Genomic DNA, 26,293 nt, shown 5'->3' on the forward strand with positions numbered 1-26,293 from the left:
CGTGCGCAGCGTGCGGCGGCTAAAGTACGGGCGCGGGGTCTTTCTCGCGCCGGCGCGCCATGCGCTCCCGCAGCTGGTCGCGCCGGTCACCGAGCTTCCTGGCCCGCGTGGCCGGGTCCCGGCGCAGGCGGAAGCCGGAGTCGTACTTCTGGCGGAACTCGCAGAAATCCTGGTAGGCCTCGACCTCGTGGCGCAGGTCGCGGAAGGCAAGCTCGATCATGATCGCGTCGTCGAGCAGGCCGATGCCGGGGATGTCGTCCGGAATCATGTCGTCGGGGTCGGAGAAATAGGCCAGCACCGCCAGCATGCGTTCGCGTTCGCCGCGCGTGAGGGGCCATTCCTTGTCTTCCATCATGCCGATCATCGCCTGCAGGCGGTCGGTGCGCTCGCGCACGTAATTCGGCAACTTGCGGTTCTTCAGGTCCAGCAGCAGGGTGCGCGCGGCCTCGAGGATGTCGTCGTCGTCCGTGTCCCGCACGGTATGCCGCGCCTTGCGCATGGCGTCGCGCATGTGCTTGACGTCCTTCGGGCTGAGTTCGATCGAGATCCTGAGGCTCATGACGCGTCTCCCTGTGGGTGCAGGAAGCCTAAGGTTCGCTCGTCGGAGCGTCAACTGCTTGCTGGAAGGGGGGTATGCCGCAGCGGGGCCGCAGCGGTTAAAATGTCGCCACGACTTGTACTGGCTGCCGGATGAAGAACTTGATCAAGACGCTGCGCTCAGTTGTGTTGCCCGCATGGCTGCTGCTTGCTGCCGTCCCTGTGGCGGCGGCGAGTTTCATCCTGCCGCCCGAAGGCGTGGATCTCGTCGGCGCCCCGAACTGGATGCACACGCGGCACGAGGACACGCTGCTCGACGTGGCGCGCGACTACAGCGTCGGCTACCACGAGCTGCAACGCGCAAACCAGGGCGTGGACACCTGGATCCCGGGCGGCGGCACCCGCGTCCTGCTGCCGACGCGCTACGTGCTGCCGCCGGGGCCGCGCGAGGGCATCATCATCAACCTGCCGGAATACCGGTTGTACTACTTCCCCAAGCCCGCCAAGGGTGAGCGCGCCGAGGTCCAGACCTATCCCATCAGCATCGGCAAGATGGACTGGAACACGCCGCTCGGCACGCACCGGATCATCGGCAAGCAGGAAAAGCCGTCCTGGTATCCGCCCGAGTCGATCCGCCAGGCGCGGGCCGAGCGCGGCGAAATCCTGCCCCGCGTGGTCCCGCCGGGCCCGGATAACCCGCTCGGCAACTACGCCATGCGGCTCAACCTGACCTCGTACCTGATTCACGGCACCAACAATCCCGACGGCGTAGGGATGCGCGTGACCTCGGGCTGCATCCGCATGTTCCCCGAGCATATCGAGCGGCTGTTTCCGCTGGTGCCGGTGGGCACGCCGGTGCGCATCATGAGCGAGCCGATCAAGGTCGGCTGGGCGGCGGACACGCTGTATGCGGAGGTGCATCCGCCGCTGGAAGAGGAGAGCGAATCGCAGCTGCGCATGCGCTTTACCAGCCTGCTGCGCGCCGCGGCCTACGAGCGTGGCGTGGAGATCGACTGGGCGCGGGCTGATGTCATCTTTGCGGCGGCGACCGGGGTGCCGACGGAGGTGCCGCTGCGGGAGCTGAGAGTGGCGACGCCGTAGCGGAGCCTGTAGCGGAGCCCGTGGCGGAGCAAGGAATCCCGGGCAAGAAAAAAGGCCGCAGCAAGCTGCGGCCTTTTTTGTGGGTGCGAACCCGTCTTACTTCGACATGGAGCGCTGGAACATCCGCTCGATGCGATCCGTGTTGGCAGCAGCAGCAGCCTGGGCTTCGCTGGCGGCCTGGGCGGCACGGTTGGCGGTGTTCTGCGCGTTGGTGGCGATGCGCTTGGCTTCCTCGGCACCGGCGGTGGCGGCACGCGCCTCGCTCAGGGCCTGCTCAGCAGTGGCGCGCACGGCGTCCAGCTGTTCGGAAGTCACGGACGCACAGCCGCTGGTCACGCCGAGCGCGAGGATGGCGGCGCCGGCATACAGAAAATTCTTCTTCATGGATTGCAATCCCCTGGTAACTACGTTGGTTCTTAGCATGCTTGGTCTGCGGCGGAGTCGTTCCACCGCGCATATGCGCACCAATTAAGTTACATAACGCCGGCGACTAATACAAGCCGGAGCCTGGCTGCGGAAGACAGGGCTTGCCAGCTGTTGGGGGCTGTATATAATCCCAATACTGTCCATGAATACAGGTAACAGCCGATGGTCGAGGGTCTCACTGCACGCCAGCGCCAGGTACTCGAACTGGTGCGAGAACACATCGAGGAATCAGGCATGCCGCCGACCCGGGCGGAGATCGCCACGGCGCTCGGCTTCCGTTCCGCCAATGCCGCCGAGGAGCACCTGCGGGCGCTGGCCCGCAAGGGGGTGATCGAGCTTGTGCCCGGCGCCTCGCGTGGCATCCGCCTGAAGGACAGCGTCCAGGAAGGCGACAGCCTGCCGCTGGTCGGCCGCGTGGCTGCCGGCCGGCCGATCCTGGCCGAGGAGCACATCCAGGGGCGTTACCGGGTCGATCCGGCGCTGTTCCGGCCGCGTCCCCACTACCTGCTGCAGGTGCAGGGCATGAGCATGAAAGACGCCGGCATCTTCGACGGCGACCTGGTGGCGGTGCATCGCACGCCGGAGGTGCGCAGCCGCCAGATCGTGGTCGCGCGGCTTGAAGACGAGGTGACGGTGAAACGCTACCGCCAGGAGGGGAAGATCGTCTGGCTGCTGCCGGAGAACGCCGATTTCGAGCCTATCCGCGTCGACCTCGACCGCCAGCCCATCGTCATCGAGGGCGTGGTGGTGGGCGTCGTGCGGCGCAGCTGAGGGCGCGGCAACCCTTGCATCATGACCAAGACTGCGGTGCATGCACTCCTGGAGGACCCGCGTGTCTGGCGTGCCGGGCGCCGGGACGCGCGCTGGCCCGTCCTCTCCAGCGGTCACCCGCAGCTCGATGCCTGGCTCCCCGGGGGTGGCTGGCCTGCCGGCCGCCTGACCGAGTTTGCCGTGGAGCGCTGGGGCAGCGGCGAGCTGGCGCTCCTCATGCCGCTGCTGGCCCGGCTGTCGTCCGGGAGTGCGGACCGTAGCGGGCGCTGGATTGCCTGGATCGCGCCGCCCTTCCTGCCTTATGCCCCGGCGCTGGCGGCGGCCGGGCTCGAGCTGGCGCAGCAGCTGCTGGTGCGGCCTGCCCATGATGACGAGACCCTGTGGGCGGCCGAGCAGGCCCTGCGCTCGGGCAGCTGCGCGGTGGTATTGGCCTGGGTCCGGCATGCGGCCGGGACCTGCCTGCGTCGCCTCCAGCTGGCAGCCGAGGCCGGCGACACGCCGCTGCTGTTGTTCCGCCCTCCCGCCGCGCTGGCGACCCCGTCACCAGCGTCTTTGCGGCTGAGTATCGAAGCCGCCGCGCAAGGCGCCAGCCTGCGACTGCACAAGCACCAGGGGGGCGCGACCGGCACATTGCCGCTCGCTGCGCTGCAACCGCGATGAGGCAGGCTGCCGCGCAGGCGCGCCCGGCAATGTCCGGGGCGCCGGATGCCCCGTCCGCATCTGCCGGTGATGACCGCGCTCGTCCTGCGCCGTTGTGGCTCTGTCTCGGCTTGCCGCGCCTGCCGCTGGAGGTGCGTGCAGCCGGTCGGGAAGCACACGAGCCCTGCGTGCTGGTTGGCTCCGACGGCCGGGTGGTGCAGGCCGGCGAAGCGGCGGCAGAAGCGGGAGTCGCACCCGGATTGCCGCTCAATGCCGCCCTGGCGTTGTGCCCGGGGATGGTCGTGCTGGCGCGCGACGAGGCGGCGGAAGCGGCGGCGCTGGCGCGCCTCGCGGCCTGGGCCGGGGCGTTCACTTCCATGGTGAGCCTGGAACCGCCGGCGGCGCTGCTGCTGGAGGTGCGCGGCAGCCTGCGGCTGTTCGGCGGCCTGGAGCCGTTGCGGCATCGGCTGCGCCGGGCCCTGGCCCGGACCGGGCATGCGGGACGCGATGCCGTGGCGCCGACGCCGCTGGCGGCCTTGTGGCTGGCGCGCGCCGGCGAGCGGGAGGCCGTCACCGAGCCGGCTGCGCTGGCCGGCCGGCTCGGGCGCCTGCGCCCCGCGGTCACTGCCTGGCCGCAGGCTACGCTGGAAAAGCTGCAGAGCCTCGGTGTCGAGACCCTGGCGGACTGCCTGCGCCTGCCCCGCGACGGCTTTGCGCGCCGCGTCGGCCGCGGCCCGCTGGCAGACCTCGACCGGGCACTGGGCCGCCTGGCCGATCCGCGTCCTGCCTTCCGCCTGCCGCCGCGTTACCGCGCCGAGGTGGAACTGGCGGCAGAGACGGGCGACACGGCCCGGCTGCAACAGGTGGCAGAGGGCCTGTTTGCGGAACTGGAAGGCTTCCTGCGCGCCTGCCAGCGCGCCGTCACCCGCATCGTGGTGCGCTTCCGGCACCTCGGCCGTGCGCCGAGCGCGCTGGGTATCGGCCTGGCGGCGCCGGGGCTGGAGGCGGCCAGGTTCGGGGCGTTGTTCGCCGCACGCCTGGAGCGGCTGGCGCTGCCGGCACCGGTGATCGCGCTGTCGGTGGAGGCTGAGCCCGGCGAAGCGCTGATCCCCGTTCGCGTCGGATTGTTCGGCGACGAGCCCGGCAGCGAAGCCGGGCTGCAGCTGGTCGAGCGCCTGCGGGCACGACTCGGGCGCGAGGCGGTGCAGGGGCTGGCGCTGGGCGACGACCATCGTCCCGAGGCGTCCTGGGTGGTGCGGGAGCCGGGGTCGGGGGCCTGGCCGGCTGTGGACTCCCGCGCGGCTGCGGCGACGCGGGCGGGGGCGCTCGCGGCCGCCTTGCCGCGCGCCGCCAGGCCGAGCTGGCTGCTCGATCCGCCGCAGCGCCTGAGGAGTCGCGGTGGCCGACCCTGGCACGAGGGCGAACTGGTGCTGGAGCGCGGGCCTGAACGCATCGAGACCGGCTGGTGGGACGGGCAGGGGATCGCGCGCGACTACTGGGTGGCGCGGACGCCGGCCGGGGCGCGGCTGTGGGTGTTCCGACAACGGCCGGACGCGGCAGACGTCCGCCCGCAATGGTTCCTGCACGGGGTGTTCGGATGAGCATGCCGCCGTATGCCGAGTTGCATTGCCTGTCGAACTTCAGTTTCCTGCGCGGCGCCTCCCACCCGGCCGAGCTGGTGGAGCGGGCGGCCGAGCTTGGCTACCGCGCCCTGGCCCTGACCGACGAGTGCTCGGTGGCCGGCGTGGTGCGGGCCTGGGAGGCGGCGCGCGAATGCGGGCTGAAGCTGATCATCGGCAGCGAGTTCCGGCTCGAGGACGGGCTGCGGCTGGTGCTGCTGGCGGCCGACCGCGAGGGCTATGGCCGCCTGTGCCGGCTCATCACGCGCGGCCGGCGCGCGGCGCCCAAGGGCGATTACCGGCTCAGCCGCGACGACCTGGTGGATGGCCAGGCCGGGGGGCCGCCCGGCTGCCTGGCGTTGTGGCTGCCGGGACAGGCGCCGGACGAGGACGAAGGTCGCTGGGTGGCGGCGCAGTTCCCCGGGCGGGCCTGGCTGGCAGTGGAGCTGTTTGCCGGTGGCGACGACGCCGCGCGGCTGGCTGCGCTCGAGGCGCTGGGTGAACGGCTCGGCCTGCCGCGCGTGGCGGCGGGCGACGTGCACATGCACGACCCGGCGCGTCGTCCACTTCAGGACCTGGTGACCGCCATCCGACTCAACACCCCACTGCACGCGCTCGGCCGGCGACTGTTTCCTAATGGCGAGCGTCACCTGCGCCCGCGCAACCGCCTGGCGCGGCTGTACCCGGCAGCACTGCTGGAAGAGAGCGTGGCCATCGCGGCACGCTGTGGCTTCACCCTCGACGAGCTCGACTGGCGTTACCCGGCGGAGCTCGTCCCCGCCGGACAGACGCCGGCCTCCTGGCTGCGTCGACTGACGCGGGACGGCATGGCGCGACGCTGGCCCGGCGGCGCGCCGGAGACGGTGCGCCAGACCGTCGACCGCGAGCTGGCGCTGATCGAGGAACTCGGTTACGAGGCCTACTTCCTCACCGTGCACGACATCGTGCGGCACGCCCGCAGCCTGGGCATCCTGTGCCAGGGTCGCGGCTCCGCGGCGAACTCGGCAGTGTGCTTCTGCCTCGGTATCACCGAGGTGGATCCCGCACGCATGTCGGTGCTGTTCGAGCGGTTCATTTCCAAGGAGCGCAACGAGCCGCCGGACATCGACGTGGACTTCGAGCACGAGCGGCGCGAGGAAGTGATCCAGTACATCTACGCCAAGTACGGCCGCCACCGCGCCGCGCTGGCCGCCACCGTGATCCGCTACCGGCCGCGCAGCGCCCTGCGTGACGCCGGCAAGGCGCTCGGCCTGGCGCCGCTGCAGTACGACGCACTGGCGCGGGCCATGCGCTGGTGGGACGGCCGCGAGATCGCGCCGGAGCGGGTGCGCGACGCCGGCTTCGACCCGGACAACCCCGTGATCGCACGCGTGCTGGCGCTGGCGCGGCAGCTGGTCGGCAGCCCGCGTCACCTGTCCCAGCATGTCGGCGGCTTCGTCATCGCCGACGGCTGCCTGGAGGACCTGGTGCCGGTGGAGAACGCCGCCATGTCCGAGCGCACGGTGATCCAGTGGGACAAGGACGACCTCGACGCCGTCGGCATGATCAAGGTGGATGTGCTCGGGCTGGGCATGTTAAGCGCCATCCGCCGCAGCTTCGCGCTGGTCGAGAAGTTCTGCGGCCGGGGCTGGACTCTGGCCACCGTGCCGGCCGAGGACCCGGCGGTGTACGAGATGATCTCGGATGCCGACACCATGGGCGTGTTCCAGGTCGAGTCGCGCGCCCAGATGGCCATGCTGCCGCGCCTCAGGCCGCGCTGTTTCTACGACCTCGTGATCGAGATCGCCCTCATCCGCCCGGGGCCGATCCAGGGCGACATGGTGCATCCCTACCTGCGGCGCCGGAACGGCGAGGAGGCGGTGAGCTATCCCAGCGAGGAGGTGCGCCAGGTGCTGGAGCGGACGCTGGGCGTGCCCATCTTCCAGGAGCAGGTGATGCAGCTCGCCATCGTCGCGGCCGGCTTCAGCGCCGGCGAGGCCGACCAGCTGCGCCGCGCCATGGCCGCCTGGCGGCGCAAGGGCGGGCTGGGCCCCTTCGAAGAGCGTCTCATCGAGGGCATGCGTGCGCGCGGCTACACCGCGGACTTCGCCCAGCGCATCTTCCGCCAGATCACCGGCTTCGGCGAATACGGCTTTCCCGAGTCCCATTCCGCCAGCTTCGCGCTCCTGGTCTACGTGTCCGCCTGGCTCAAGCGCCATGAGCCGGCGGCTTTCCTGTGCGCGCTCATCAACAGCCAGCCCATGGGCTTCTACGCGCCCTCGCAGCTGGTGCAGGACGCCCGGCGGCACGGCGTGGAAGTGCGGCCAGTCGACGTCGCCGCCAGCGACTGGGACTGCACCCTGGAGCCGGGCGAGGCCGGCCACGAGGAGCAGCCGGCGGCGCGGCTGGGAATGCGGCTGGTCGCGGAATTGTCCGCCGCCGGGGCGGCGCGGCTGGTGGCGGCGCGGCGCGAGCAGCCTTTCCAGGACGTGGACGACCTGGCGCGGCGGGCCCGGCTGGATCGCGGTGATCTCGGCGCGCTGGCGCGCGCCGGGGCGCTACGCGGGCTGTCCGGCCATCGCCATCGCGCCGCCTGGGCCGTGGCAGGGATCGAGGCGCCCCTGCCGCTGCTCGAGGAGGCGTCCATCCGCGAGGGGCTGCCGCTGCTCAGGGCGCCGACCGAGGGCCGCGACATCGTCGCCGACTACCGCAGCACCGGCCTGACGCTGGGCCGCCATCCGCTGGCGCTGCTGCGTGAGCGGCTGGCCGAGGACGGCCTGGTGAGCACCGGCGAGCTGAATGCCGCGCCGCATGGCGCCTACGCCGCCTGCGCCGGCGTCGTCATCAACCGGCAGCGGCCCGGCAGCGCCAAGGGGGTGATGTTCGTGACCCTGGAGGACGAGACCGGCCAGGCCAACATCGTGGTTTGGCAGCAGGTCTCCGAGGCCTGGCGCAAGCCGCTGCTCGGCGCGCGGCTCTTGGAAGTTGCGGGGCGGGTGCAGCGGGAAGGGCAGGTGGTGCACCTGGTGGCCGAGCGCATGCGCGATCGCAGTGCGCTGCTCGGGCAGCTCGACGTGCGCTCGCGGGACTTTCACTGACCGCGGCCGTGGCGCCTGCGCCGCGTCGCTGTCCCCGTGCCTGGCCGCGGCAGCGACCGCGCACGCTTCCCGCTTGGCTCAGATGCCTGCGCGTGAGGCGTGCGCGTCCGCTGCCGCTGCATCGGGGCGCCTAAGCCGCCGCGTTGCATGGCCGCTGTCGTGGCTGTGCTGGCGGGCCAGGTTCAGTGAGCGGGCGGTGGTTGTGCTGTTAACAGCCCGCGGCTTGACAATCTCGATTACATTCGTAATCTGTAGGTAAGTTTACGGGTGTAATCAAACATGCAAATCAGTGAAGCGGAATCTGTGGTGATGCAGGCCCTTTGGCAGTCGAGCCCCTTGACGGCAGAAGACGTCTTCGCGGCGGTGGCGGAAGATCAGGACTGGCAGGTGCCGACAGTAAAGACCCTGCTCAATCGCTTACTCAAGAAGGGCGCGATCACCGCCAGGCGCGACGGCCGGCGGTTCCTTTACAGCCCCGTGCTGGACCGGGAGACATGGCTGGACCAGCAAAGCGAGAGCCTGCTTGACCGATTGTTTGGCGGACGGGTCGGGCCGATGGTTGCGCACTTCAGCGAGCGCGGCCGGCTGACGGAGAAAGACGTGGTGGAGCTGCGCCAAATCCTGGAGAAGTTGGATGACGGCAATTGAGAGCTGGTCTCTGTTAGCGGAAATCACGTTGGCGACATCAGTTGCCGTCCTACTGGTACTGGCGATGCGACGCCCTGTGCGCCATGCCTTCGGCGCGGGCGCGGCCTACGGGCTGTGGGCGATGGTGCCCGTGATGCTGCTGGCAGCGCTTCTCCCAGCGGCAATCGAGCCGGTGCTTCCGCTACAGGGCGTGGCTGCCCCGGTACTGGATGCCATCACGCCGTCGGCATCCTCACAGGATACGGGCACAGATGCCTTCGCTTGGATGCCCTGGGCTTGGGGCAGCGGCGTCATGACAATGCTCGCCATCCTGGGGTGGCAACAGCACCGTTTCTTGGCTGGCCTGGGCCCGCTGCGCCGGCGCCCGGATGGCCTCTACCAGAGCCTTGCGACGCGTGGTCTGCCCGCAGTGGTGGGCTGGCGGCCGCGCATCGTGCTGCCAGGTGATTTCGAACAGCGCTACAGCGCGGCGGAATGTGAGCTGGTACTGGCGCATGAGCGTGAACACCTGCGCCGCGGCGATCTCCCAGCCTGCCTGGTGGCCGCCCTGTTTTGCTGCCTGTTCTGGTTCAACCCCCTGATTCAGTTCGCCGCGCGCTGTTTCCGGCACGACCAGGAGCTGGCCTGCGACACCGGGGTGTTGCGCCGTTTCCCGAAGCATCGCCACACCTACGCCAAGGCCATGCTCAAGACCCAGCTTGCAAACCAGCCGCTGCCGCTCGGCTGTTACTGGTCCGGGTTCCATCTGATCAAGGAGCGCCTTGCCATGTTGTCCCGTCCTTTGCCTTCCCTGTCGCGCCGGCTCGGTGGCCTGGTCGCAGTCTCAGTCCTGGTGGTTTCCGCCGCCGCGGCCGCCTGGGCATCGCAGCCCGGTCATCCAGCTTTAGTGCCGCCCGGCAAGCTGTTGCTTGAACTGGCCATCCAGGTGGACGAAGAGCCCGTTCGCGACATCCGCGCCGTGGTGGTCCCCGGGGTGCCCTACGAAGAACGTTTCGACCATGCGGAGCAGTCCTGGTATACACGCTGGACCACCGTGCAGCTCGATGACGGAACCTTCGATCTCAGCGCGACGCTCGAGCGGGATGGCGAAGTTCTGGCGGAGCCGCGCATCGTTTTGCGCGACGAAGCCTCGATCCATATCGGCAGGGAAACGGAGATCGGCGACTTCAATGGCTTGAGCATCTACCTCCGGATCAGTGCCGGCGCTCCGGCGGAGCCCTGATCAGCAGGGCCGCGGACTCGTCATGTTCACTCGCAGGCATCTGAGCCAAGAGGGAACATGACGAGGTCGCAGCCCGGTCCCGGAGCGGTCGACCCGGCCTGCCCCGGCGCTGCACCGGTTCGCCCGGGCCCGGAAACGCAAACCGGGCCTCACGGCCCGGTCTGCTGCGCAGGGTCTGCGGCCGGAGGCCGCGCGCCCTCACTCGAAATCGAAACTGTCCAGGTCGGCCAGTTCCTTGGCGGCCCGCTTCATCTCCATGTACTCCTCCACGCGCCGGCGCGCGTTCTCGCCGGCGTGCCGCGAGGAGGCGCTGGAGGGCAGGTCCTCAAGGAGGCCAGGGAAGTCCTCTTCTTCCATTTCATCCTCTTCACCATCGAAGGAGTCTTCGATGTCGTCGTTGGTGTCGTCGGTGTCCGTTTTCATAACTTCCGGCCAGGGACGGTCCAAAATGCCCCGCAGGGGGTCCTAGGGCGCGACATATACATCGACCTGCGCGCGGGGGCAATAGCCAATTTCCAAATCCGCGCCGCCCGCCGTCGCCTGACCCGCCTTGCCCGGCCGCGCGCGGGACCCCGTGACGGCCCCTCTCGGTTAATGAGATGCCCTCGAGTGGCCGTCACGGGGTCCCGCGCGCTACCGAGCCGGTTTCCGGTACCGCCGAGCGCGTTGTGACTGCAGGGGCTCGCGCCTCGTGGCGCCGGAGGGAGGCGGGCTGTGCCGCATGTCCGTGGCAACCGGGTCACCCCGACGTTGCTGGGCCTGCAGCCCGGAGAGCCCGACGGGGATGTGGCCTGCACGGCCTACGCAGCAGTGGCGGGACAGCGCATGTCTCACTCGCAGGCATCTGAGCCAAGAGGGAGGCATGCGCTGGTCCGCCACGGTCCCGAAACGGGCGCGTCCTGTGCCGCACTCGGTCGGGTCAGGCAACGAGCTGGTTGAGCTGGAAGATGGGCAGCAGGATCGCCAGCACGATGGCCAGCACGATCACGCCCATGAACAGGATCAGCACCGGCTCCATGATCGAAAGCATGGCGCCGACGAGGCTGTCGACCTCGCGCTCCTGGTTGTCGGCTGCGCGCTCGAGCATGTTCTCCAGCTCGCCACTGGCCTCGCCGCTGGAGATCAGGTGCATGGTCATGGGCGGAAACAGGCGGCTGGCGCCCAGCGAGCGGCCGAGCGGCGCGCCCTCGCGCACGCGCACGGCGGTCTCTTCGATGGCCTCGCGCATGGGCACGTTGCCGACCACGTCGCCGGAGATGCGCAGCGCTTCCAGCACCGGCACGCCGCTGCCGGCAAGGATGCTCAGCGTGCGGGTGAAGCGGGCGGTGTTGATGCCGCGGGTGAGCCGGCCGACCAGGGGCAGCCGCAGCAGGAAGCGGTCCCAGCGCCGACGGAATTCGAGCCGGCGCAGCAGCCGCGAGAAAATGAACAGGCCGAGGGCAATGACCCCGAGCAGGACGAAGCCGTAGTCACGCAGGAAGTCGCTGCCGGCAATCATGGCGCGAGTCAGGCCCGGCAGTTCCTGGCCGGTGTTCTCGAACACGCCCACGACCTTGGGCACGACGTAGACGAGCAAGGCGCTGACGATGAAGATGGCCAGCGTTACCAGGATCACGGGGTAGATCAGCGCGTGCGAAATACGCTGGCGGAGCTGCTGGCGGCTTTCGGTGTAGTCCGCGAGGCGCTCGAGCACGGGGTCGAGATGCCCCGACTGCTCGCCCGCGGCGACGGTGGCGCGGTAGATCTCGGGGAAGGCCTGCGGGAATTCCCCCAGGCCCGACGCAAGGGTGTGGCCCTCCATCACCCGGGAACGCACGCCGAGGATGATGCTTTTCAGCCGCGGCTTCTCGCTTTGCTGGCCCACGGCGAGCAAGGTTTCCTCCAGCGGCATGCCGGAACGCAGCAGGGTGGCCAGCTGGCGTGTCACCAGCGCGAGGTCGGCGGCGCTGATGCCGCGCCGCAGGCTGAGACCGGGCTTGCCGCTCGAGGCACTGCGCCGCTGGCGCTCCATGACTTCGTTGACCTGCGTCGGCAGCAGGCCCCGGTCGCGCAGCAGCTGGCGCACCTGGCGCGGGGTGTCGCCCTCCAGCACGCCCTTGTGCTGGCGTCCGCCGCGGTCGACTGCGGTGTATTCGAATGCACCCATGGGCGGGGAACGCGCCTCAGTCGTCGCGCGTCACGCGCACGACCTCTTCGAGGGTGGTGACGCCCTCGAGCACCTTGCGCACGCCGTCGTCGCGGATGCCCGGGCTGAGGGTGCGGGCGTAACGCTCCAGGGCCTGTTCGCTCTCGCCCTGGTGGATCATGGCCTGCAGGTGGTCGTCCACCGGGATGAGTTCGTAGATGCCGGTGCGGCCGCGATAGCCGCTGGCGTTGCATGCCGGGCAACCCACGGGGTGGTAAATGCGCTGGGCCGTGCCCGCTTCGATACCGAGGACCTTGCACTCGCTCTCGTTCGGCGGCGCGGGACGACGGCAGTCGGTGCACAGCACGCGCACCAGCCGCTGCGCCATGACGCCGAGCAGGCTGGATGCGAGCAGGAAGGGCTCCACGCCCATGTCGCGCAGCCGCGCCACCGCGCCCACCGCGGTGTTGGTGTGCAGGGTCGAGAGCACGAGATGGCCGGTGAGAGAGGCCTGCACCGCGATCTCCGCGGTTTCCAGATCGCGGATTTCGCCGACCATCACCACGTCCGGGTCCTGGCGCAGGATGGCACGTAGCCCGCGCGCGAATGTCATGCCGACCTTGGTGTTCACCTGCGTCTGGCCGATGCCGTCGATGTAGTACTCGATCGGGTCCTCGACCGTCATGATGTTGCGGCTGGTCTGGTTGATGCGCTCCAGGCCGGCGTAGAGCGATGTGGTCTTGCCGGAGCCGGTTGGGCCGGTGACCAGGATGATGCCGTGCGGCCGGTGGATCAGGTGATCCATCAGCTTCTCGGTCTGCGGGTCCATGCCGAGGCTGGACAGGTCGAGGCGGCCGGCCTGCTTGTCGAGGAGGCGCATGACCACCCGCTCGCCATGCCCCGAAGGGATGGTGGAAACGCGCACGTCGACGGCGCGGCCGGCGACCTTGAGCGAGATGCGGCCGTCCTGGGGCACGCGCTTCTCGGCGATGTCGAGCCGCGACATGACCTTGATGCGCGACACCACCAGCGGCGCTACTGCGCGCCGTGACTGCACCACCTCACGCAGCACGCCGTCGATGCGGAAGCGCACCACCAGCCGGTTCTCGAAAGGCTCGATGTGGATGTCGGAGGCATTCTCTTTCACCGCCTGGGTGAGGATCGCGTTGATGAGGCGGATGATCGGCGCATCGTCTTCGCTCTCGAGCAGGTCGGAAGGCTCAGGCAGGTCCTGCGCCACCTGCGACAGGTCGGTCTCGCTCTCCAGGCCCTCGGCCATCTGCATGGCTGCGTTGGAACCGCTCTCGTAAGCGCGGTTGAGCAACTGGTCGAACTCTTCCTCGCTGACCTCGCGCAGTTCCAGGGGCACGCGCGCGAAACGCCGCGCCTCGGCCAGGCTCAGGGCCTTCACGTTGGGGCGGCACACGGCCTGGCCGCGCTCGTCGCCCATTTCGGTGATCAGGATGCCGTGCCGCTTGGCGAAGGCGAAGGGCAACAGTCGGCCGCGACCACCCCGGGTGCGGGGAGCTGCCGGCTCGGGCGCCGGGCCGGCAGCAGCAGCCATTGCGTCGCTATCGGTTGCCATGCTCAGTCACGCGGCTCCGGCGGATTCTCGGTGCTGTCGTCTTCCTCGTCCTCGATCGGCTCGGGCGGGCGGTAGCCTGCGGAGGCAGGCTTGAGTTCCTCGATTGTCGGCACCGCAGGCCGCTCCATGTTGCGGTTCAGGAACTGGTTGCCGCGCCCGGCGGCCTCCTGCTGCGCGTTCTGCATGAGGCGGTACTTGGCGTTCGTTTCCATGGAAGACTGCACGCCGTCGCGCAGGATCACCGGGCGTAGGAACACCATCAGCGTGCGCTTTTCGGTGGTGGCGCTCTGCGAGCGGAACAGGTGTCCAAGGATCGGGAGGTCGCCGAGCAGGGGCACTTTCTGCTCGGACTGGATCATGTCGTCCGACACCAGGCCGCCGAGCACCAGGATCTCGCCGTCCTCGATCAGGACGCGCTGGGTGATGGTGCGCTGGTTGGTGATGAGGTCCACGGCGCCGCCGACAGAGCCCGCGATATTCGAGGTCTCCAGCGAGACATTCATCACGACCGCGTCGCCCTCGTTGATCTTGGGCGTGACTTTGAGTGTCAGGCCGACGTCCTTGCGCTCCACGGTCTGGAAGGGGTTCACCGAGCCCTGCGCCGCCCCGGTGTTGGTGAAGCTGCCGGTGACGAAAGGCACTTCCTGGCCGACCTTGATCTCCGCTTCCTCGTTGTCCATGGTCACGATGGACGGCGTCGACAGGACATTGGTGTCGGAGTCGCTGAGGAGGGCCCGCAGCACCACGCCCCAGTTCGTGCCTGACTCGCTGTTGAGCCGCCCGCCGCCGAGCAGGATGCCCTGGGGCAGGTTGGCCACGGCCTGGCCGACGGCCGAGTCGCCAGCCAGTGCAGCGCCGGCCAGGTCGGCGATGCCGCCGGTGCCCAGCTTGGTGAGCCCAATGATGTTGTTGTCGTTGCTGCCGTCCAGCGCCCAGGTGACCCCCAGTTCCGCGGCCCGGTTGTAGGACACTTCCGCGATGATCGCCTCGACCAGCACCTGGGCGCGGCGGATGTCGAGCCTGTCTATGACCATGCGCAGGCTGCGCATCACCTCGGCCGGGGCAGTGATCACCAGCGCATTGGTGCCGGGATCGGCCCAGATCACCGCGTCCTCGCGGGCACGGTTCTGTGCGCCGCCGCCCGGGGCCGCGGCACCGTCTCCGCCCGTCGACATGGCGGCTGCGACCGCCTGGTCGCGCAGGCGGGTGGCCAGGTCCTCGGCGTCCGCGTAGCGCAGGTAGACGACCTGGGTGTTGCCGCCGTCTTCCAGCGGCGTGTCCAGGTGGGAAATGAGCACGCGCAAGCGCAGCCGCGCCATGTCGTCGCCGCTGATCAGCACGCTGTTGGTACGGTCGTCGGCAACCAGCCCGAGGGGCTTGCCGGTCTCGCCGCCGCTGCTCGCCTGTTGCAATGCCGTGACCACGCGTACCACGTCACCCGCGGAGGCGTGCTCCAGCGGGATGACCTCGATCTCGGCGTCCGCGCCATGATCGATGCGGTTGATGATGCGCAGCAGCCGGGTGACGTTGGCGGCGCGGTCGGAGATGATCAGCATGTTCGAGGCCTGGTGCGCCGCGAGGTGGCCGTACTGGGGAATCAGGGGCCGCAGGATCGGCACCAGCTGGGCCGCCCCCACGTTGCGCACCGTGATGACCTGGGTGACGATCTCGTCCGCGCCGCCCGGTGCGCCGGTCGCCGTTTCCAGCCCGGGGACCTGGCGGGCGTTGGCGTCCGGCAGGATCTTGATGAGGTCGCCGGCCGGCACCGCGACGTAGCCGTGCACCTCGAGGATGGAGAGGAACGCCGCATAGAAAGCGTCCGGGCTCATGGGCTGCGACGACAGCAACGTCACCTGGGCCCGGACACGCGGATCGACGATGAAGTTGCGCCCCGTGATTGCGCTCACCGCCTCGACGATCTGGCGCAGGTCCGCCTCCTTGTAGTTCGGCGTGATGGTCGGCTCCTGCGCCGGCGCTGTCGCGGCGGCGAGGGCCAGCGCGAGGGCGCCGACCACGGCGAGGAGGCGGCGCCTGGTGCCGCCCGGACTGTTGAGAGTGTTCATCATGGCAATCCGCCGTGGGCTCATTCTGTGGGTGTCCCCTGGTTTTCCTGCAGGCTTTGCTGCAGGGCCGAGGTGTCGAGCGTCAGCATCTCAACCTGGCCGTTGCGATCTACGGTCAGGGTGACCGAAGTCGCCTCGGCAAGGCTGCGAAAAATTTCCATGCCGCGCGTGGGATCGTCCAGCGCCATGCCGTTGATCTGCGTGACCAGGTCGCCGGGCCTCAGGCCGAGCTGCGCGAACTGCTGGCGCTGCCGCCCCGGGTAGACGCGGTAGCCCTGCTGGCGACCGTCCTTGAACACCGGCTGCGGCCGGATGATCTCGGTCAGGCTGGCCGGGTTCTGGCTCACGACTTCCTGGATGGTGGTCGCCCGGGTCGGGGCGGTCACCGGCGTCCGGCTTCGCGCCGGCGCGGCCGCACTGCGCGGCGCAGGGGCCTCGTCGCTGCGCGGCAGGCGCAGCGCCTCCAGCCTCCCGGCGCGGCGCAGCAGCACTCGATCCATGTAGACGGCGTGCAGCGTGGCGCCGCCAGGGACGGCATCACCAACGAAATAGACTTTTTCCTCGCCGCCACGTTGGGCGATGATGGCCAGGGCGCGATCCTCGTCCGTCGCCGCGACGGTGCCCCGCAGCTCCAGGCTCAGCTGTGTATCGGGCGCGTCCTGCTGCTCGACCAGGGCCACTTCAGGCTGTTCCGCGCCCGGCACGCCGAACAGGTGCGCGTTGATGATGGTGTCTACGTTCACGCTGGAAGCGGGAGCGCTGCTCGTCGCGCGCGTGGCCGGCTGCACCGGCGGCAGCTCGGGCGTGGCTGGGCCGGGTACCAGCAACCAGGCGGCCTGGGCCAGCTGCCAGCCGATCAGGATGACCAGCAACAGCGACACCCAGCGCGGCAAGACGCGCGATGCCTCGGCCCAGAGCTGCGCCGGAGGCATGCGTGTCCACTGGTTCAGCCGGTCAGTTAAGGCAGCCACGAGACCCCATCGTCTTCAACACCCCGGTTGCGCCCGCCCTGCGGAGCGCAGGCATCGCTCGATAATACGCGGTGGATGGAGCGAGGCTCAAGCAATTGGCCGTGCTTCCCTGGAACCGGGCCGGCGCTATCGTGGTTACCCGAAAGTCAAGGGGTTGTCAGCGTCGGCAGCCGTCCCTATAAATGATGGTCATGTCGGACCCGGGTGAAAAGCAGGATCGGGGCATGGCCCTCGAGGAGGCGCGGCCGCAGGTCAAGCGGCCGCCGCTGTTCCGCGTGGTGATGCTCAACGACGACTTCACGCCCATGGAATTCGTGGTCGAGGTGCTGGAAAAGTTCTTCGGCCTCGACCGCACGCGGGCCACGCGCATCATGCTCGAGGTGCATACGCGTGGCCGCGGCGTTTGCGGCGTGTTTCCATACGACATCGCGGAGACCCGCGTGGTGCAGGTCACCGATTACGCCCGCCAGCATCAGCATCCGCTGATGTGCACGATGGAAGAGGCCTGATAAATGCTGAGCAGCGAACTGGAATTCTGTCTCAATGAGGCGTTCAGACGCGCCCGTGAGCAACGCCACGAGTTCATGACCGTGGAGCACCTGCTGCTGGCGCTGCTCGACGTGCCCGCGGCCATCGACATACTGAAGGCCTGCGGCGCCAACCTGACGCGGTTGCAGGACGAGTTGCGCGAGTTCATCGACGAGACGACCCCGCGCCTGGGTGAGAACGAGGAGCAGGACGTGCAGCCGACCCTGGGGTTCCAGCGCGTGCTGCAGCGGGCCGTGTTCCACGTCCAGTCGAGCGGGCGCAAGGAAGTCACCGCAGCCAACGTGCTGGTGGCCATTTTCGGCGAGAAGCAGTCGCATGCGGTCTACCTGCTCAGCCTGCAGGACGTTTCGCGCCTCGACGTCGTGAACTACATCTCGCATGGCCTCACCCGCGCCGGGGAGGAAGGCGAGGAGAAGCCTGAGAGCGTCGAGGCGGCCGAGGGCGAGAAGGATGCGGAGCCGGATGCGCTGGAGAAGTACGCCACCAACCTGAACAAGCTGGCGGCGGAGGGCAAGATCGATCCGCTCATCGGGCGCCAGCTCGAGATCGAGCGCACCGTCGAGATCCTGTGCCGCCGGCGCAAGAACAACCCGCTCTACGTGGGCGAGGCCGGCGTCGGCAAGACCGCCCTGGCCGAGGGCCTGGCGCTGATGATCGAGGAAGGGCGGGTGCCGGACGTGCTCAACGACGCCGTCATCTACGCCCTGGACATGGGCACGCTCGTTGCCGGTACCAAGTATCGCGGCGATTTCGAAAAGCGCCTCAAGGCCGTGCTCGCCGCCCTGCGCAAGAACCCCGGCGCGATCCTGTTCATCGACGAGATCCACACCGTGATCGGGGCCGGGGCGGCCTCGGGCGGGGTGATGGACGCCTCGAACCTGATCAAGCCGGTGCTGGCCAACGGGCAGCTGCGCTGCATCGGGTCGACCACCTACCAGGAATACCGCGGGATCTTCGAGAAGGACCACGCGCTGGCGCGGCGCTTCCAGAAGATCGATGTGTCGGAGCCGAGCGTCCCCGAGACGGTCGAGATCCTCAAGGGCCTGCAGTCGCGCTTCGAGGAGCACCACGGCGTCAAGTACAGCGAAGAGGCGATCAAGGCTGCGGCCGACCTTTCGGCGCGTCACATCAACGACCGTCACCTCCCGGACAAGGCCATCGACGTCATTGACGAGGCCGGCGCCAGCCTGCGCCTGCAGTCGCCGGACCCGGCCAGCGCGGTCGTGGATGTCGAGCTGATCGAGAGGATCGTCGCCAAGATGGCGCGCATACCGCCCAAGAGCGTGTCGGCCTCGGACAAGGACCTGCTCAAGAACCTGGAGCGCAACCTGAAGCTGGTCATCTACGGCCAGGACCAGGCCGTCGAAACCCTGTCTTCGGCGATCAAGATGGCGCGCTCCGGCCTGCGCGACGAGAACAAGCCGGTCGGCAGCTTCCTGTTCGCCGGCCCGACGGGCGTCGGCAAGACCGAGGTCACGCGGCAGCTGGCCATGGCGCTGGGCATCGAGCTGGTGCGCTTCGACATGTCCGAGTACATGGAGCGTCACACCGTGTCGCGCCTGATCGGCGCGCCGCCGGGCTATGTCGGCTTCGACCAGGGCGGCCTGCTGACGGAGGCCATCTCCAAGTCGCCGCATTGCGTGCTGCTGCTCGACGAGATCGAAAAAGCGCACCCGGAAGTGTTCAACCTGCTGCTGCAGGTGATGGACCATGGCACGCTGACCGACAACAACGGCCGCAAGGCGGACTTCCGCAACGTCATCATCGTCATGACGACGAATGCCGGCGCCCAGGAGATGAGCCGTGCCAGCATCGGCTTCACCGAGCAGGACCACACCACCGACAGCATGGAGGCGATCAAGAAGCTGTTCTCGCCAGAGTTCCGCAATCGCCTCGACGGCATCATCGAGTTCACGGCGCTGGATCCGAAGACCATCAGCCGGGTCGTGGACAAGCTCGTGGTGGAGCTCGAGGCGCAGCTGCAGGACAAGCTGGTGACGCTGGAGCTGGACGACGATGCGCGCGAGTGGATCGCCGCCAAGGGCTACGACCCGAGGATGGGCGCGCGCCCGATGGCGCGTGTGATCCAGGAGCACATTAAGCGGCCGCTCGCCGAGGAACTGCTGTTCGGCTCGCTGGTGGCAGGCGGGCACATCCGCGTGCGCCTGGATGCGGCGGCGGATCGGCTGGTGCTGGAGACCGAGGCGCTGGAGGCTGAGGAGACGGTCTAGGCGCGAATTTGCGCCCCTGCGGGATCAGCGGCCGCGGTAGACGATGCGGCCCTTGGACAGGTCGTAGGGCGTCAGCTCCACGGTGACCTTGTCGCCGGTGAGGATCCGGATGTAATGCTTGCGCATCTTCCCGGAGATGTGTGCGGTCACGATGTGGCCGTTGTCCAGTTCTACCCTGAACGTGGTGTTGGGCAGGGTCTCTACGACCTTGCCTTCCATCTGGATTGCGTCTTCCTTCGACATGCGGGGGTTAACTGCTCCGGTGCTGTGACCGCGCGCATTGTGCAGAAAGGCCGGCCCCATTTCAATGCGAGGCGGCCGGGGGCCTCACCTCGACCCGCTCGCGCGACCAGCAGTCCGGTCCCGGCGACGGCTCGGAAAGGCACTCCTCCAGCAGCGCCAGGAAGTCCCGCCGTGACAGGTTGCGTGCGCCCAGGCGGGCGAGATGGGCCGAGGGCAGCTGGCAGTCGATCATTCTCAGCCCGTGCGCCGGCAGCGCCGCGGCGAGGTGGACGAGGGCGATCTTGGACGCGTTGCTCACCCGGCTGAACATGGATTCGGCGAAGAATGCGCCGCCCAGGCTGACGCCGTACAGGCCGCCGACCAGCATGCCGTCGCGCCAGGTCTCCACGGAATGGGCATGGCCCAGCGCGTGGAGTCGCCCGTAGGCCGTCATCATCTCCGGGGTGATCCAGGTCCCCGGCTCCGGGTCGTCGAGACGGGCGCAGCCGCGGATCACGGCGCCGAAGTCGTTGTCGAACGAGGCCGTGAAGCTTCCCCGCGCCAGTTCGCGGCGCAAGCGGCGCGACACGTGGAGTTCTTGCGGCAGGATCACCGTGCGCGGGTCCGGCGACCACCAGAGTATCGGCTGGCCTTCTTCGTACCAGGGGAAAATGCCGCGGCGATAGGCCGCGAGCAGTCGCTGCGGCGAGAGATCGCCACCGGCGGCCAGGAGGCCGTTGGGTTCACGCAGGGCAGCTTGCGGCGGCGGGAAGGAGACCGGGCTGCCGGCCGGCCCCAGCCAGTGCAGGCCGCGGCTCACGTGGCTCCCGCATCGCGGCGGAAGGGCAGGTGCTGCGCGGCTGCCTCGATGTAGGCTGCGACGTGCTGGCGCTCGCGGGCCAGCCATGCCTCCACAGCGCGGGCGAAGGCCGGGTGCGCCAGCCAGTGGGCGGACCAGGTCGGGACCGGCCGGAAACCACGCCGCAGCTTGTGCTCGCCCTGGGCGCCGGGCTCGAAACGGTGGCAGCCCTCGGCCAGGGCGAGCTCGATCCCCTGGTAGAAACAGGTCTCGAAGTGCAGGCTGTGGTAGTCCTGCAGGCAGCCCCAGTAGCGCCCGTACAGCACGCCGCCGCCGAGGAAGAAGATTGCCGCAGCCACCGCCACGCCCTCCTTGCGCGCCAGCACCACGCGGATGTTCCCGGGCATGCGCTCCAGCAGGAGGGACCAGAACGCGGGCGGGAAGTAGGGCGCCATGCCCCGGCGCAGGAAGCTGGAGGCGTAGAAGTCGTAGACATCGTCCAGCAGGGTCCCGCCGATGTCTTCGCCGCGGAGCCACTCGAAGTGGATGCCGGCCTCCTGCACGCGGCGCCGCTCGCGACGGAATTTCTTCCGCTTCTCCGCGGTGAGCGCACCGAGGAAGCCCTCGAAATCGCCGTAGCCGTCGTCGAACCAGTGGAACTGGCAGTCCTGGCGCAGGCTCAGTCCGGCAGCGCCGAGGGCTTCGAGCTGGGGCTCGGCGGGCAGCAGCAGGTGGAGCGACGAGGCCCCGAGCTCGCCGGCCAGGCTGCGCGCGGCCTCCAGCAGCTGCACGGACGCCGCGGTCGTGTCAGCGGCCCCGGCGAGCAGCAAGCGCGGGCCGGGCACCGGCGTGAACGGCACTGCAGCCACCAGCTTCGGGTAGTACTCGAGCCCGGCCTGGCGATAGGCGTCGGCCCACGCGAAGTCGAACACGAACTCGCCCCAGGAATGGTCTTTCAGGTACAGGGGCAAGGCGCCGAGCGGCCGGCCGCCGTCCTCCAGCAGGAGGTGCTGCGGATGCCAGCCGGTGTCGGGGCTTACCGCGCCGCTGCGCTCGAGGGCCTCGAGGTAGTCCCAGCGCAGGAAAGGATTGTCCGGCCCGGCAAGGCGGTCCCAGTCGGCGCGCGGGACCTCGGCCAGCGAGTGCAGGATGCGCAGCTGCATGCCGGCGGCTCAGCCCGCCTGCGCGACCTCCAGGGGCGTGGTAAGCCCCGCGGTCTCCAGCCAGCGTTCAGCATCAAGCGCCGCCATGCAACCGGAGCCGGCGGAGGTCACGGCCTGGCGATAGATCGGGTCGGAGACGTCGCCGGCCGCGAACACGCCGGGCACGCTGGTGGCCGTCGCGTTGCCGCGGCTGCCGCTGGTGACCTTGATATAGCCGTGCTCCATCTCCAGCTGGCCCGCGAAGATGCCGGTGTTGGGCGTATGGCCGATGGCAACGAACATGCCGGTCACCTCGAGGTCCTGCGTGAGTTGCGGGTTCCTGGTGTTGCGCACGCGCACGCCGGTCAGGCCAGTCTCGTCGCCGAGCACCTCGTCGACCACGTGGTCCCAGAGCAGCGTGACGTTGCCGCCGGGGCCGGCCTTCTCGAACAGCTTTTGCTGCATGATCTTCTCGGCGCGCAGCGCATCGCGCCGGTGCACCAGGGTGACGTGCGAGGCCAGGTTGGAAAGGTACAGGGCCTCCTCCACGGCGGTGTTGCCGCCGCCGATCACGGCGACCGCCTGGTTGCGATAGAAGAAGCCGTCGCAGGTCGCGCAGGCGGACACGCCGCGGCCCTTGAACTTCTCTTCCGAGGGCAGGCCGAGGTAGCGTGCCGTGGCGCCCGTGGCGATGATCAGCGCGTCGCAGGTATAGCTGCCGCTGTCACCCTCGAGCAGGAAGGGACGCGAGCTAAGATTCACCTTGTGGATGTGGTCGAAGACGATCTCGGTCTCGAAGCGCTCGGCGTGCCTGCGCATCCGTTCCATCAGTTCGGGGCCCTGTACGCCGGCGTCGTCGCCGGGCCAGTTGTCGACGTCGGTGGTGGTCATCAGCTGGCCGCCCTGCTCGACGCCGGTGACCAGCACGGGACGCAGGTTGGCGCGCGCGGCGTAAACCGCTGCGCTGTAGCCGGCAGGGCCGGAACCCAGGATCAGGACCCGGCAGTGCTTGGGATCGCTCATGTATAATTCCGCCCTTGCGAGTTTTCCCTATGGTATGAGAAGCGACTGGCTCCGGCAAAGCGCGCCGGGCGGTCCGGGCCCGAGCATCCAGGAGTCAATCATGCGTATCGGTGTGCCGCGCGAGATCAAGCCGCTGGAGGGCCGCGTCGGGCTCATTCCGGCCGCCTGTGCCGAGTTGGTGCGTGCAGGTCACGAGGTCTTCATCGAGGCCTCGGCCGGAGTCAAGAGCGGTTATGCCGACCCCGCCTTCGAGGCGGTCGGCGTGCAAGTGCTGCCGGATGCGGCCGAGGTATACGGCCGCGCCGAGATGATCGTCAAGGTGAAGGAGCCGATCGAGGGGGACCTGGCCCTGCTGCGCAAGGACCATCTCCTGTTCTGCTACCTGCACCTGGCGGCCCTGCCGGCGCTGACCGAGCGCCTGTGCCAGATCGGCTGCACCGCGGTGGCGTTCGAGACTGTCGAGGACGAGCGCGGGCGGCTGCCGCTGCTCGCACCCATGAGCGACATCGCCGGGCGGCTGTCGATGCAGGTTGCGACCCACCTGCTGCACCAGCCCCAGGGCGGCAAGGGCATCCTGCTCGGCGGCGTGCCGGCGGCCAAGCGGGGCAAGGTCGTGGTGCTCGGCGGCGGCGTCGCCGGGAGCAACTCCGCGATCATCGCGGCCGGGCTCGGGGCCGAGGTCACGATCTTCGACATGGACCGCGACAAGCTGGTGGCGGCGCGCGCCATCGGGCCGAACGTGACCGGGCTGTACCCGCACACGCATGACGTCGCCGATGCCGTGGCGCAGGCGGACATCGTCGTCGGCTCGGTGCTGGTCACCGGCGAGCGCGCACCGCACGTGGTGAGCGCGGAGATGGTGCAGGCCATGCAGCCGGGCAGCGTGATTGCCGACATCTCGGTGGACCAGGGCGGTTGCGTCGAGACCACGCGCCCCACCACCTGGGAAGATCCCACCTACATCGAGCATGGCGTGGTGCATTTCACGGTGACGAACATGCCCGGCGCCGTGCCGCGCACTTCGTCCCAGGCCTTGTCGGCGGCGATTGCGCCGTATGCCATGCGGCTCGCGGCCGGCAACTGGCGCCAGGTGCCTTCCCTGCAGAAGGGTATCAACGTGGACGCCGGCGAGGTTGTCCACCCGGCGCTTTTCAAGTAGCTTTAGAAAATAAAAACATATAGTTGCGTAATTTAATTCAAGTGGAATCAGCGATTGAGCAAGGCGACTGAGACCAAGCCCAGCCTGATGGGCCTGTCCGTCGGGCGGGCGGCCCGGGAGGGTGCCTTGTGGATCGGCTGGGCGCTGGCGCTGATCCTGCTCTGGGCGCTGGCCAGTTACAGTCCGGCGGACCCGGGCTTTGCCTCCACCGGGGCGGGCGGCGAGATGAGCAACGCCGCCGGGCCGGCCGGCGCCTGGGTCTCGAGTTTTCTTTACGTCCTGTTCGGTCACCCGGCTTACCTGTTCCCGGTCCTGCTGGCGGGCGCGGGCTGGTTCATTTCCCGCGGCGGCTCGGCCGCCGACCTGCCGGAGAGCCGCGTGCTGGCACTGCGCGGCGGCGGGTTCCTGGTGACGCTGGCTGCGAGCTGTGGTCTCGCCACGCTGCATTTCGCCGGCAACGGCCTGCCCGAGACGGCAGGCGGGATCCTCGGCCAGCTGACCGGCCTCGGCCTCGCCGCGGTGCTCAGTTTCCTCGGCGCGACCTTGCTGCTTCTGGCGCTGTGGCTTGCCGGCGTGTCCCTGTTCACCGGCGTGTCCTGGCTCGCAGTCATGGACCGGGTCGGACGGCTGACGCTCGCCGCCGGGGCCGCCCTGCAACAGGGCATCGAGAACATTCGCGACCGGATCGCCGGGCGCAAGGCGGCACAGGCCCGGCAGGAATCGGTGGAGCGCAAGAAGCGCAGCGTGGTGCGCAAGGCGCCGCCGCGCATCGAGCCGGTGCTGGCGCCGGTCGAGAAGAGCGAGCGGGTGGAGAAGGAACGCCAGGTGCCGCTGTTCGAGACGCCGGCGCCGGGCGAGATCCCGCCGCTCGGCCTGCTGGACGAGGCGCCGCCGAAAGTGGGCGGCTACTCGGACGAGGCCCTCGAGGCCATGTCGCGCCTGGTGGAACTGAAGCTGCGCGATTTCGGCGTCGAGGTCGAGGTCGTGGCGGTCCATCCCGGGCCGGTGGTGACGCGCTTCGAGCTGGCCCCGGCGCCGGGCGTGAAGGTCAGCCAGATCAGCAATCTCGCCAAGGACCTGGCGCGGGCGCTGTCCGCGATCGCGGTGCGCGTGGTCGAGGTCATACCCGGCAAGCCGACGGTGGGCCTGGAGATTCCCAACGAGCGGCGCGAGCTGGTCACGCTCGGCGAAATCCTCACCTCGCGCGCCTACGACGAGATGAAGTCGCCGCTGGCGCTGGCGCTGGGCAAGGACATCGGCGGGGCACCGACGGTCGCGGACCTGGCGCGCATGCCCCACCTTTTGATCGCCGGCACCACCGGCTCGGGCAAGTCGGTGGCCATCAACGCCATGGTGCTGTCGCTGCTCTACAAGGCCACGCCCGAACAGGTGCGGCTGATCATGGTGGACCCGAAGATGCTCGAGCTCTCGGTGTACGAGGGCATCCCGCACCTGCTGTCGCCGGTGGTGACGGACATGAACGAGGCCGCCAACGCGCTGCGCTGGTGCGTGGCGGAGATGGAGCGGCGCTACCGCCTCATGGCCGCGCTCGCGGTGCGCAACATCGGTGGTTTCAACCGCAAGCTGAAAGAGGCCGAGCAGCGCGGCGAGCCGCTGCGGGATCCGCTGTTCAAGCCGGAAGACCATATCGAGGGCACGGAGGCGCCGTTGCTGACCCCGCTGCCGTTCATCGTCGTGGTGATCGACGAGCTCGCCGACCTGATGATGGTGGTGGGCAAGAAAGTCGAGGAGCTGATCGCGCGCCTGGCGCAGAAAGCGCGCGCCTCGGGCATCCACCTCATCGTCGCCACGCAGCGGCCGTCGGTGGACGTGATCACCGGCCTGATCAAGGCCAACATTCCCTCGCGTATCGCCTTCCAGGTCTCCGCCAAGGTGGATTCCCGCACCATCCTCGACCAGATGGGCGCGGAGAGCCTGCTGGGTCATGGCGACATGTTGTTCCTGCCGCCCGGGACCGGCGTGCCGCAGCGCGTGCACGGCGCCTTCGTGTCGGATGCCGAGGTGCTGCGGGTGGTCAAGCACCTCAAGGCGGCCGGGCCGCCGGTGTATCTCGACGAGGTGCTGGAAGGACCGTCCCAGCCTGTGCCGGGGCTGTCGCCCCAGGCCGGCGGCGGCATCATGGACGACGGCGAGCAGGACCCGCTCTACGACGAGGCGGTGCGCATCGTCACCGAGACCCGCAAGGCCTCGATCTCGGGCGTGCAGCGGCGCCTCAAGATCGGCTACAACCGGGCCGCGCGCCTGGTCGAGACCATGGAGGAGGCCGGGCTGGTCGGGCCGCTGCAAACCAACGGCAGCCGCGAAGTGCTGGCGCCGCCGCCGCCGGAGGATTGAAGCGGGAGCTTTCCCGGCTCCGCGCGGTC

General features: G+C 69.1%; 22 protein-coding genes. 11 read left to right on the forward strand and 11 right to left on the reverse strand.

Going from position 1 to position 26,293, the window contains the following annotated elements:
• Positions 1-19: 19 nt before the first annotated feature.
• Positions 20-559, reverse strand: a complete 540-nt coding sequence (locus G8346_RS04875; protein ID WP_166048796.1) for a DUF1232 domain-containing protein — start codon at positions 557-559, stop codon at positions 20-22.
• Between the two features lie 131 nt (positions 560-690).
• Here G8346_RS04875 and G8346_RS04880 point away from each other — a divergent pair, with 131 nt between their 5' ends.
• Positions 691-1,638: a L,D-transpeptidase family protein gene (locus G8346_RS04880; protein WP_166048798.1), complete on the forward strand. Its 948-nt coding sequence runs from the start codon at positions 691-693 to the stop codon at positions 1,636-1,638.
• Between the two features lie 96 nt (positions 1,639-1,734).
• Here G8346_RS04880 and G8346_RS04885 read toward each other — a convergent pair whose 3' ends face one another.
• On the reverse strand, positions 1,735-2,022 hold the full coding sequence (locus G8346_RS04885; RefSeq protein ID WP_166048800.1) for an Lpp/OprI family alanine-zipper lipoprotein: 288 nt from the start codon (positions 2,020-2,022) through the stop codon (positions 1,735-1,737).
• A 204-nt stretch (positions 2,023-2,226) separates the two neighbouring features.
• Here G8346_RS04885 and lexA point away from each other — a divergent pair, with 204 nt between their 5' ends.
• From lexA to G8346_RS04915, 6 genes are all read left to right on the forward strand, one after another.
• A complete protein-coding gene (gene lexA / locus G8346_RS04890) occupies positions 2,227-2,835 on the forward strand; it encodes a transcriptional repressor LexA (RefSeq protein WP_166048802.1) in 609 nt (202 codons plus the stop codon).
• A 21-nt stretch (positions 2,836-2,856) separates the two neighbouring features.
• Complete coding sequence (gene imuA, locus G8346_RS04895; RefSeq protein WP_166048804.1) at positions 2,857-3,495, forward strand: translesion DNA synthesis-associated protein ImuA; 639 nt, start codon at positions 2,857-2,859, stop codon at positions 3,493-3,495.
• Complete coding sequence (locus G8346_RS04900) at positions 3,492-5,075, forward strand: DNA polymerase Y family protein (protein ID WP_166048806.1); 1,584 nt, start codon at positions 3,492-3,494, stop codon at positions 5,073-5,075. Before imuA ends, G8346_RS04900 begins: the two co-directional genes overlap by 4 nt.
• A 2-nt stretch (positions 5,076-5,077) precedes the next feature.
• Positions 5,078-8,170: an error-prone DNA polymerase gene (locus G8346_RS04905; protein ID WP_166049501.1), complete on the forward strand. Its 3,093-nt coding sequence runs from the start codon at positions 5,078-5,080 to the stop codon at positions 8,168-8,170.
• Positions 8,171-8,449: 279 nt separating this feature from the next.
• Positions 8,450-8,818: a BlaI/MecI/CopY family transcriptional regulator gene (locus G8346_RS04910; protein WP_166048808.1), complete on the forward strand. Its 369-nt coding sequence runs from the start codon at positions 8,450-8,452 to the stop codon at positions 8,816-8,818.
• Positions 8,805-10,040 (forward strand): M56 family metallopeptidase, encoded by a 1,236-nt coding sequence (locus G8346_RS04915; RefSeq protein ID WP_166048810.1) that lies wholly within the window; start codon positions 8,805-8,807, stop codon positions 10,038-10,040. Before G8346_RS04910 ends, G8346_RS04915 begins: the two co-directional genes overlap by 14 nt.
• A 198-nt stretch (positions 10,041-10,238) precedes the next feature.
• On the opposite strand, the gene G8346_RS04920 is transcribed toward G8346_RS04915, so the two are convergent.
• The 5 genes from G8346_RS04920 to gspC form a co-directional block, all read right to left on the reverse strand.
• On the reverse strand, positions 10,239-10,463 hold the full coding sequence (locus G8346_RS04920) for a hypothetical protein (protein WP_166048812.1): 225 nt from the start codon (positions 10,461-10,463) through the stop codon (positions 10,239-10,241).
• Positions 10,464-10,959: 496 nt separating this feature from the next.
• Positions 10,960-12,186: a type II secretion system inner membrane protein GspF gene (gspF, locus tag G8346_RS04925; protein WP_166048814.1), complete on the reverse strand. Its 1,227-nt coding sequence runs from the start codon at positions 12,184-12,186 to the stop codon at positions 10,960-10,962.
• Between the two features lie 16 nt (positions 12,187-12,202).
• Positions 12,203-13,750, reverse strand: a complete 1,548-nt coding sequence (gene gspE, locus G8346_RS04930) for a type II secretion system ATPase GspE (protein ID WP_166048816.1) — start codon at positions 13,748-13,750, stop codon at positions 12,203-12,205.
• 2 nt (positions 13,751-13,752) lie between these two features.
• A complete protein-coding gene (gene gspD, locus G8346_RS04935) occupies positions 13,753-15,816 on the reverse strand; it encodes a type II secretion system secretin GspD (protein ID WP_166048818.1) in 2,064 nt (687 codons plus the stop codon).
• Between the two features lie 17 nt (positions 15,817-15,833).
• A complete protein-coding gene (gspC, locus tag G8346_RS04940; RefSeq protein ID WP_166048821.1) occupies positions 15,834-16,784 on the reverse strand; it encodes a type II secretion system protein GspC in 951 nt (316 codons plus the stop codon).
• A 191-nt stretch (positions 16,785-16,975) separates the two neighbouring features.
• Between gspC and clpS the strand changes: the two genes are divergently transcribed.
• Together clpS and clpA are read left to right on the forward strand one after the other, a co-directional pair.
• Positions 16,976-17,293 carry an ATP-dependent Clp protease adapter ClpS gene (gene clpS / locus G8346_RS04945; protein WP_166049503.1) on the forward strand — a complete coding sequence of 106 codons (318 nt, stop codon included), beginning with the start codon at positions 16,976-16,978 and terminating at the stop codon, positions 17,291-17,293.
• 3 nt (positions 17,294-17,296) lie between these two features.
• Positions 17,297-19,564, forward strand: a complete 2,268-nt coding sequence (gene clpA, locus G8346_RS04950) for an ATP-dependent Clp protease ATP-binding subunit ClpA (protein ID WP_166048823.1) — start codon at positions 17,297-17,299, stop codon at positions 19,562-19,564.
• A 24-nt stretch (positions 19,565-19,588) separates the two neighbouring features.
• Here the strand turns inward: clpA and infA are convergent, their stop codons facing one another.
• The 4 genes from infA to trxB all read right to left on the reverse strand — a co-directional run bounded on the left by infA (position 19,589) and on the right by trxB (position 22,750).
• Positions 19,589-19,807, reverse strand: a complete 219-nt coding sequence (infA, locus tag G8346_RS04955; protein WP_166048825.1) for a translation initiation factor IF-1 — start codon at positions 19,805-19,807, stop codon at positions 19,589-19,591.
• Between the two features lie 61 nt (positions 19,808-19,868).
• Positions 19,869-20,606, reverse strand: a complete 738-nt coding sequence (aat, locus tag G8346_RS04960; protein WP_370520538.1) for a leucyl/phenylalanyl-tRNA--protein transferase — start codon at positions 20,604-20,606, stop codon at positions 19,869-19,871.
• Entirely contained in the window at positions 20,603-21,748 is a 1,146-nt protein-coding gene (locus G8346_RS04965; protein WP_166048829.1) for a GNAT family N-acetyltransferase, read from the reverse strand. Before G8346_RS04965 ends, aat begins: the two co-directional genes overlap by 4 nt.
• A gap of 9 nt (positions 21,749-21,757) precedes the next feature.
• On the reverse strand, positions 21,758-22,750 hold the full coding sequence (trxB, locus tag G8346_RS04970) for a thioredoxin-disulfide reductase (protein ID WP_166048831.1): 993 nt from the start codon (positions 22,748-22,750) through the stop codon (positions 21,758-21,760).
• A 100-nt stretch (positions 22,751-22,850) separates the two neighbouring features.
• Here trxB and ald point away from each other — a divergent pair, with 100 nt between their 5' ends.
• Together ald and G8346_RS04980 are read left to right on the forward strand one after the other, a co-directional pair.
• Positions 22,851-23,909 carry an alanine dehydrogenase gene (gene ald / locus G8346_RS04975; RefSeq protein WP_166048833.1) on the forward strand — a complete coding sequence of 353 codons (1,059 nt, stop codon included), beginning with the start codon at positions 22,851-22,853 and terminating at the stop codon, positions 23,907-23,909.
• An 87-nt stretch (positions 23,910-23,996) separates the two neighbouring features.
• Complete coding sequence (locus G8346_RS04980) at positions 23,997-26,264, forward strand: DNA translocase FtsK (RefSeq protein ID WP_166049505.1); 2,268 nt, start codon at positions 23,997-23,999, stop codon at positions 26,262-26,264.
• Positions 26,265-26,293 lie beyond the last annotated feature (29 nt).

This window comes from Thioalkalivibrio sp. XN279 (genome assembly GCF_011089885.1).
Lineage (GTDB): Bacteria > Pseudomonadota > Gammaproteobacteria > Steroidobacterales > XN24 > XN24.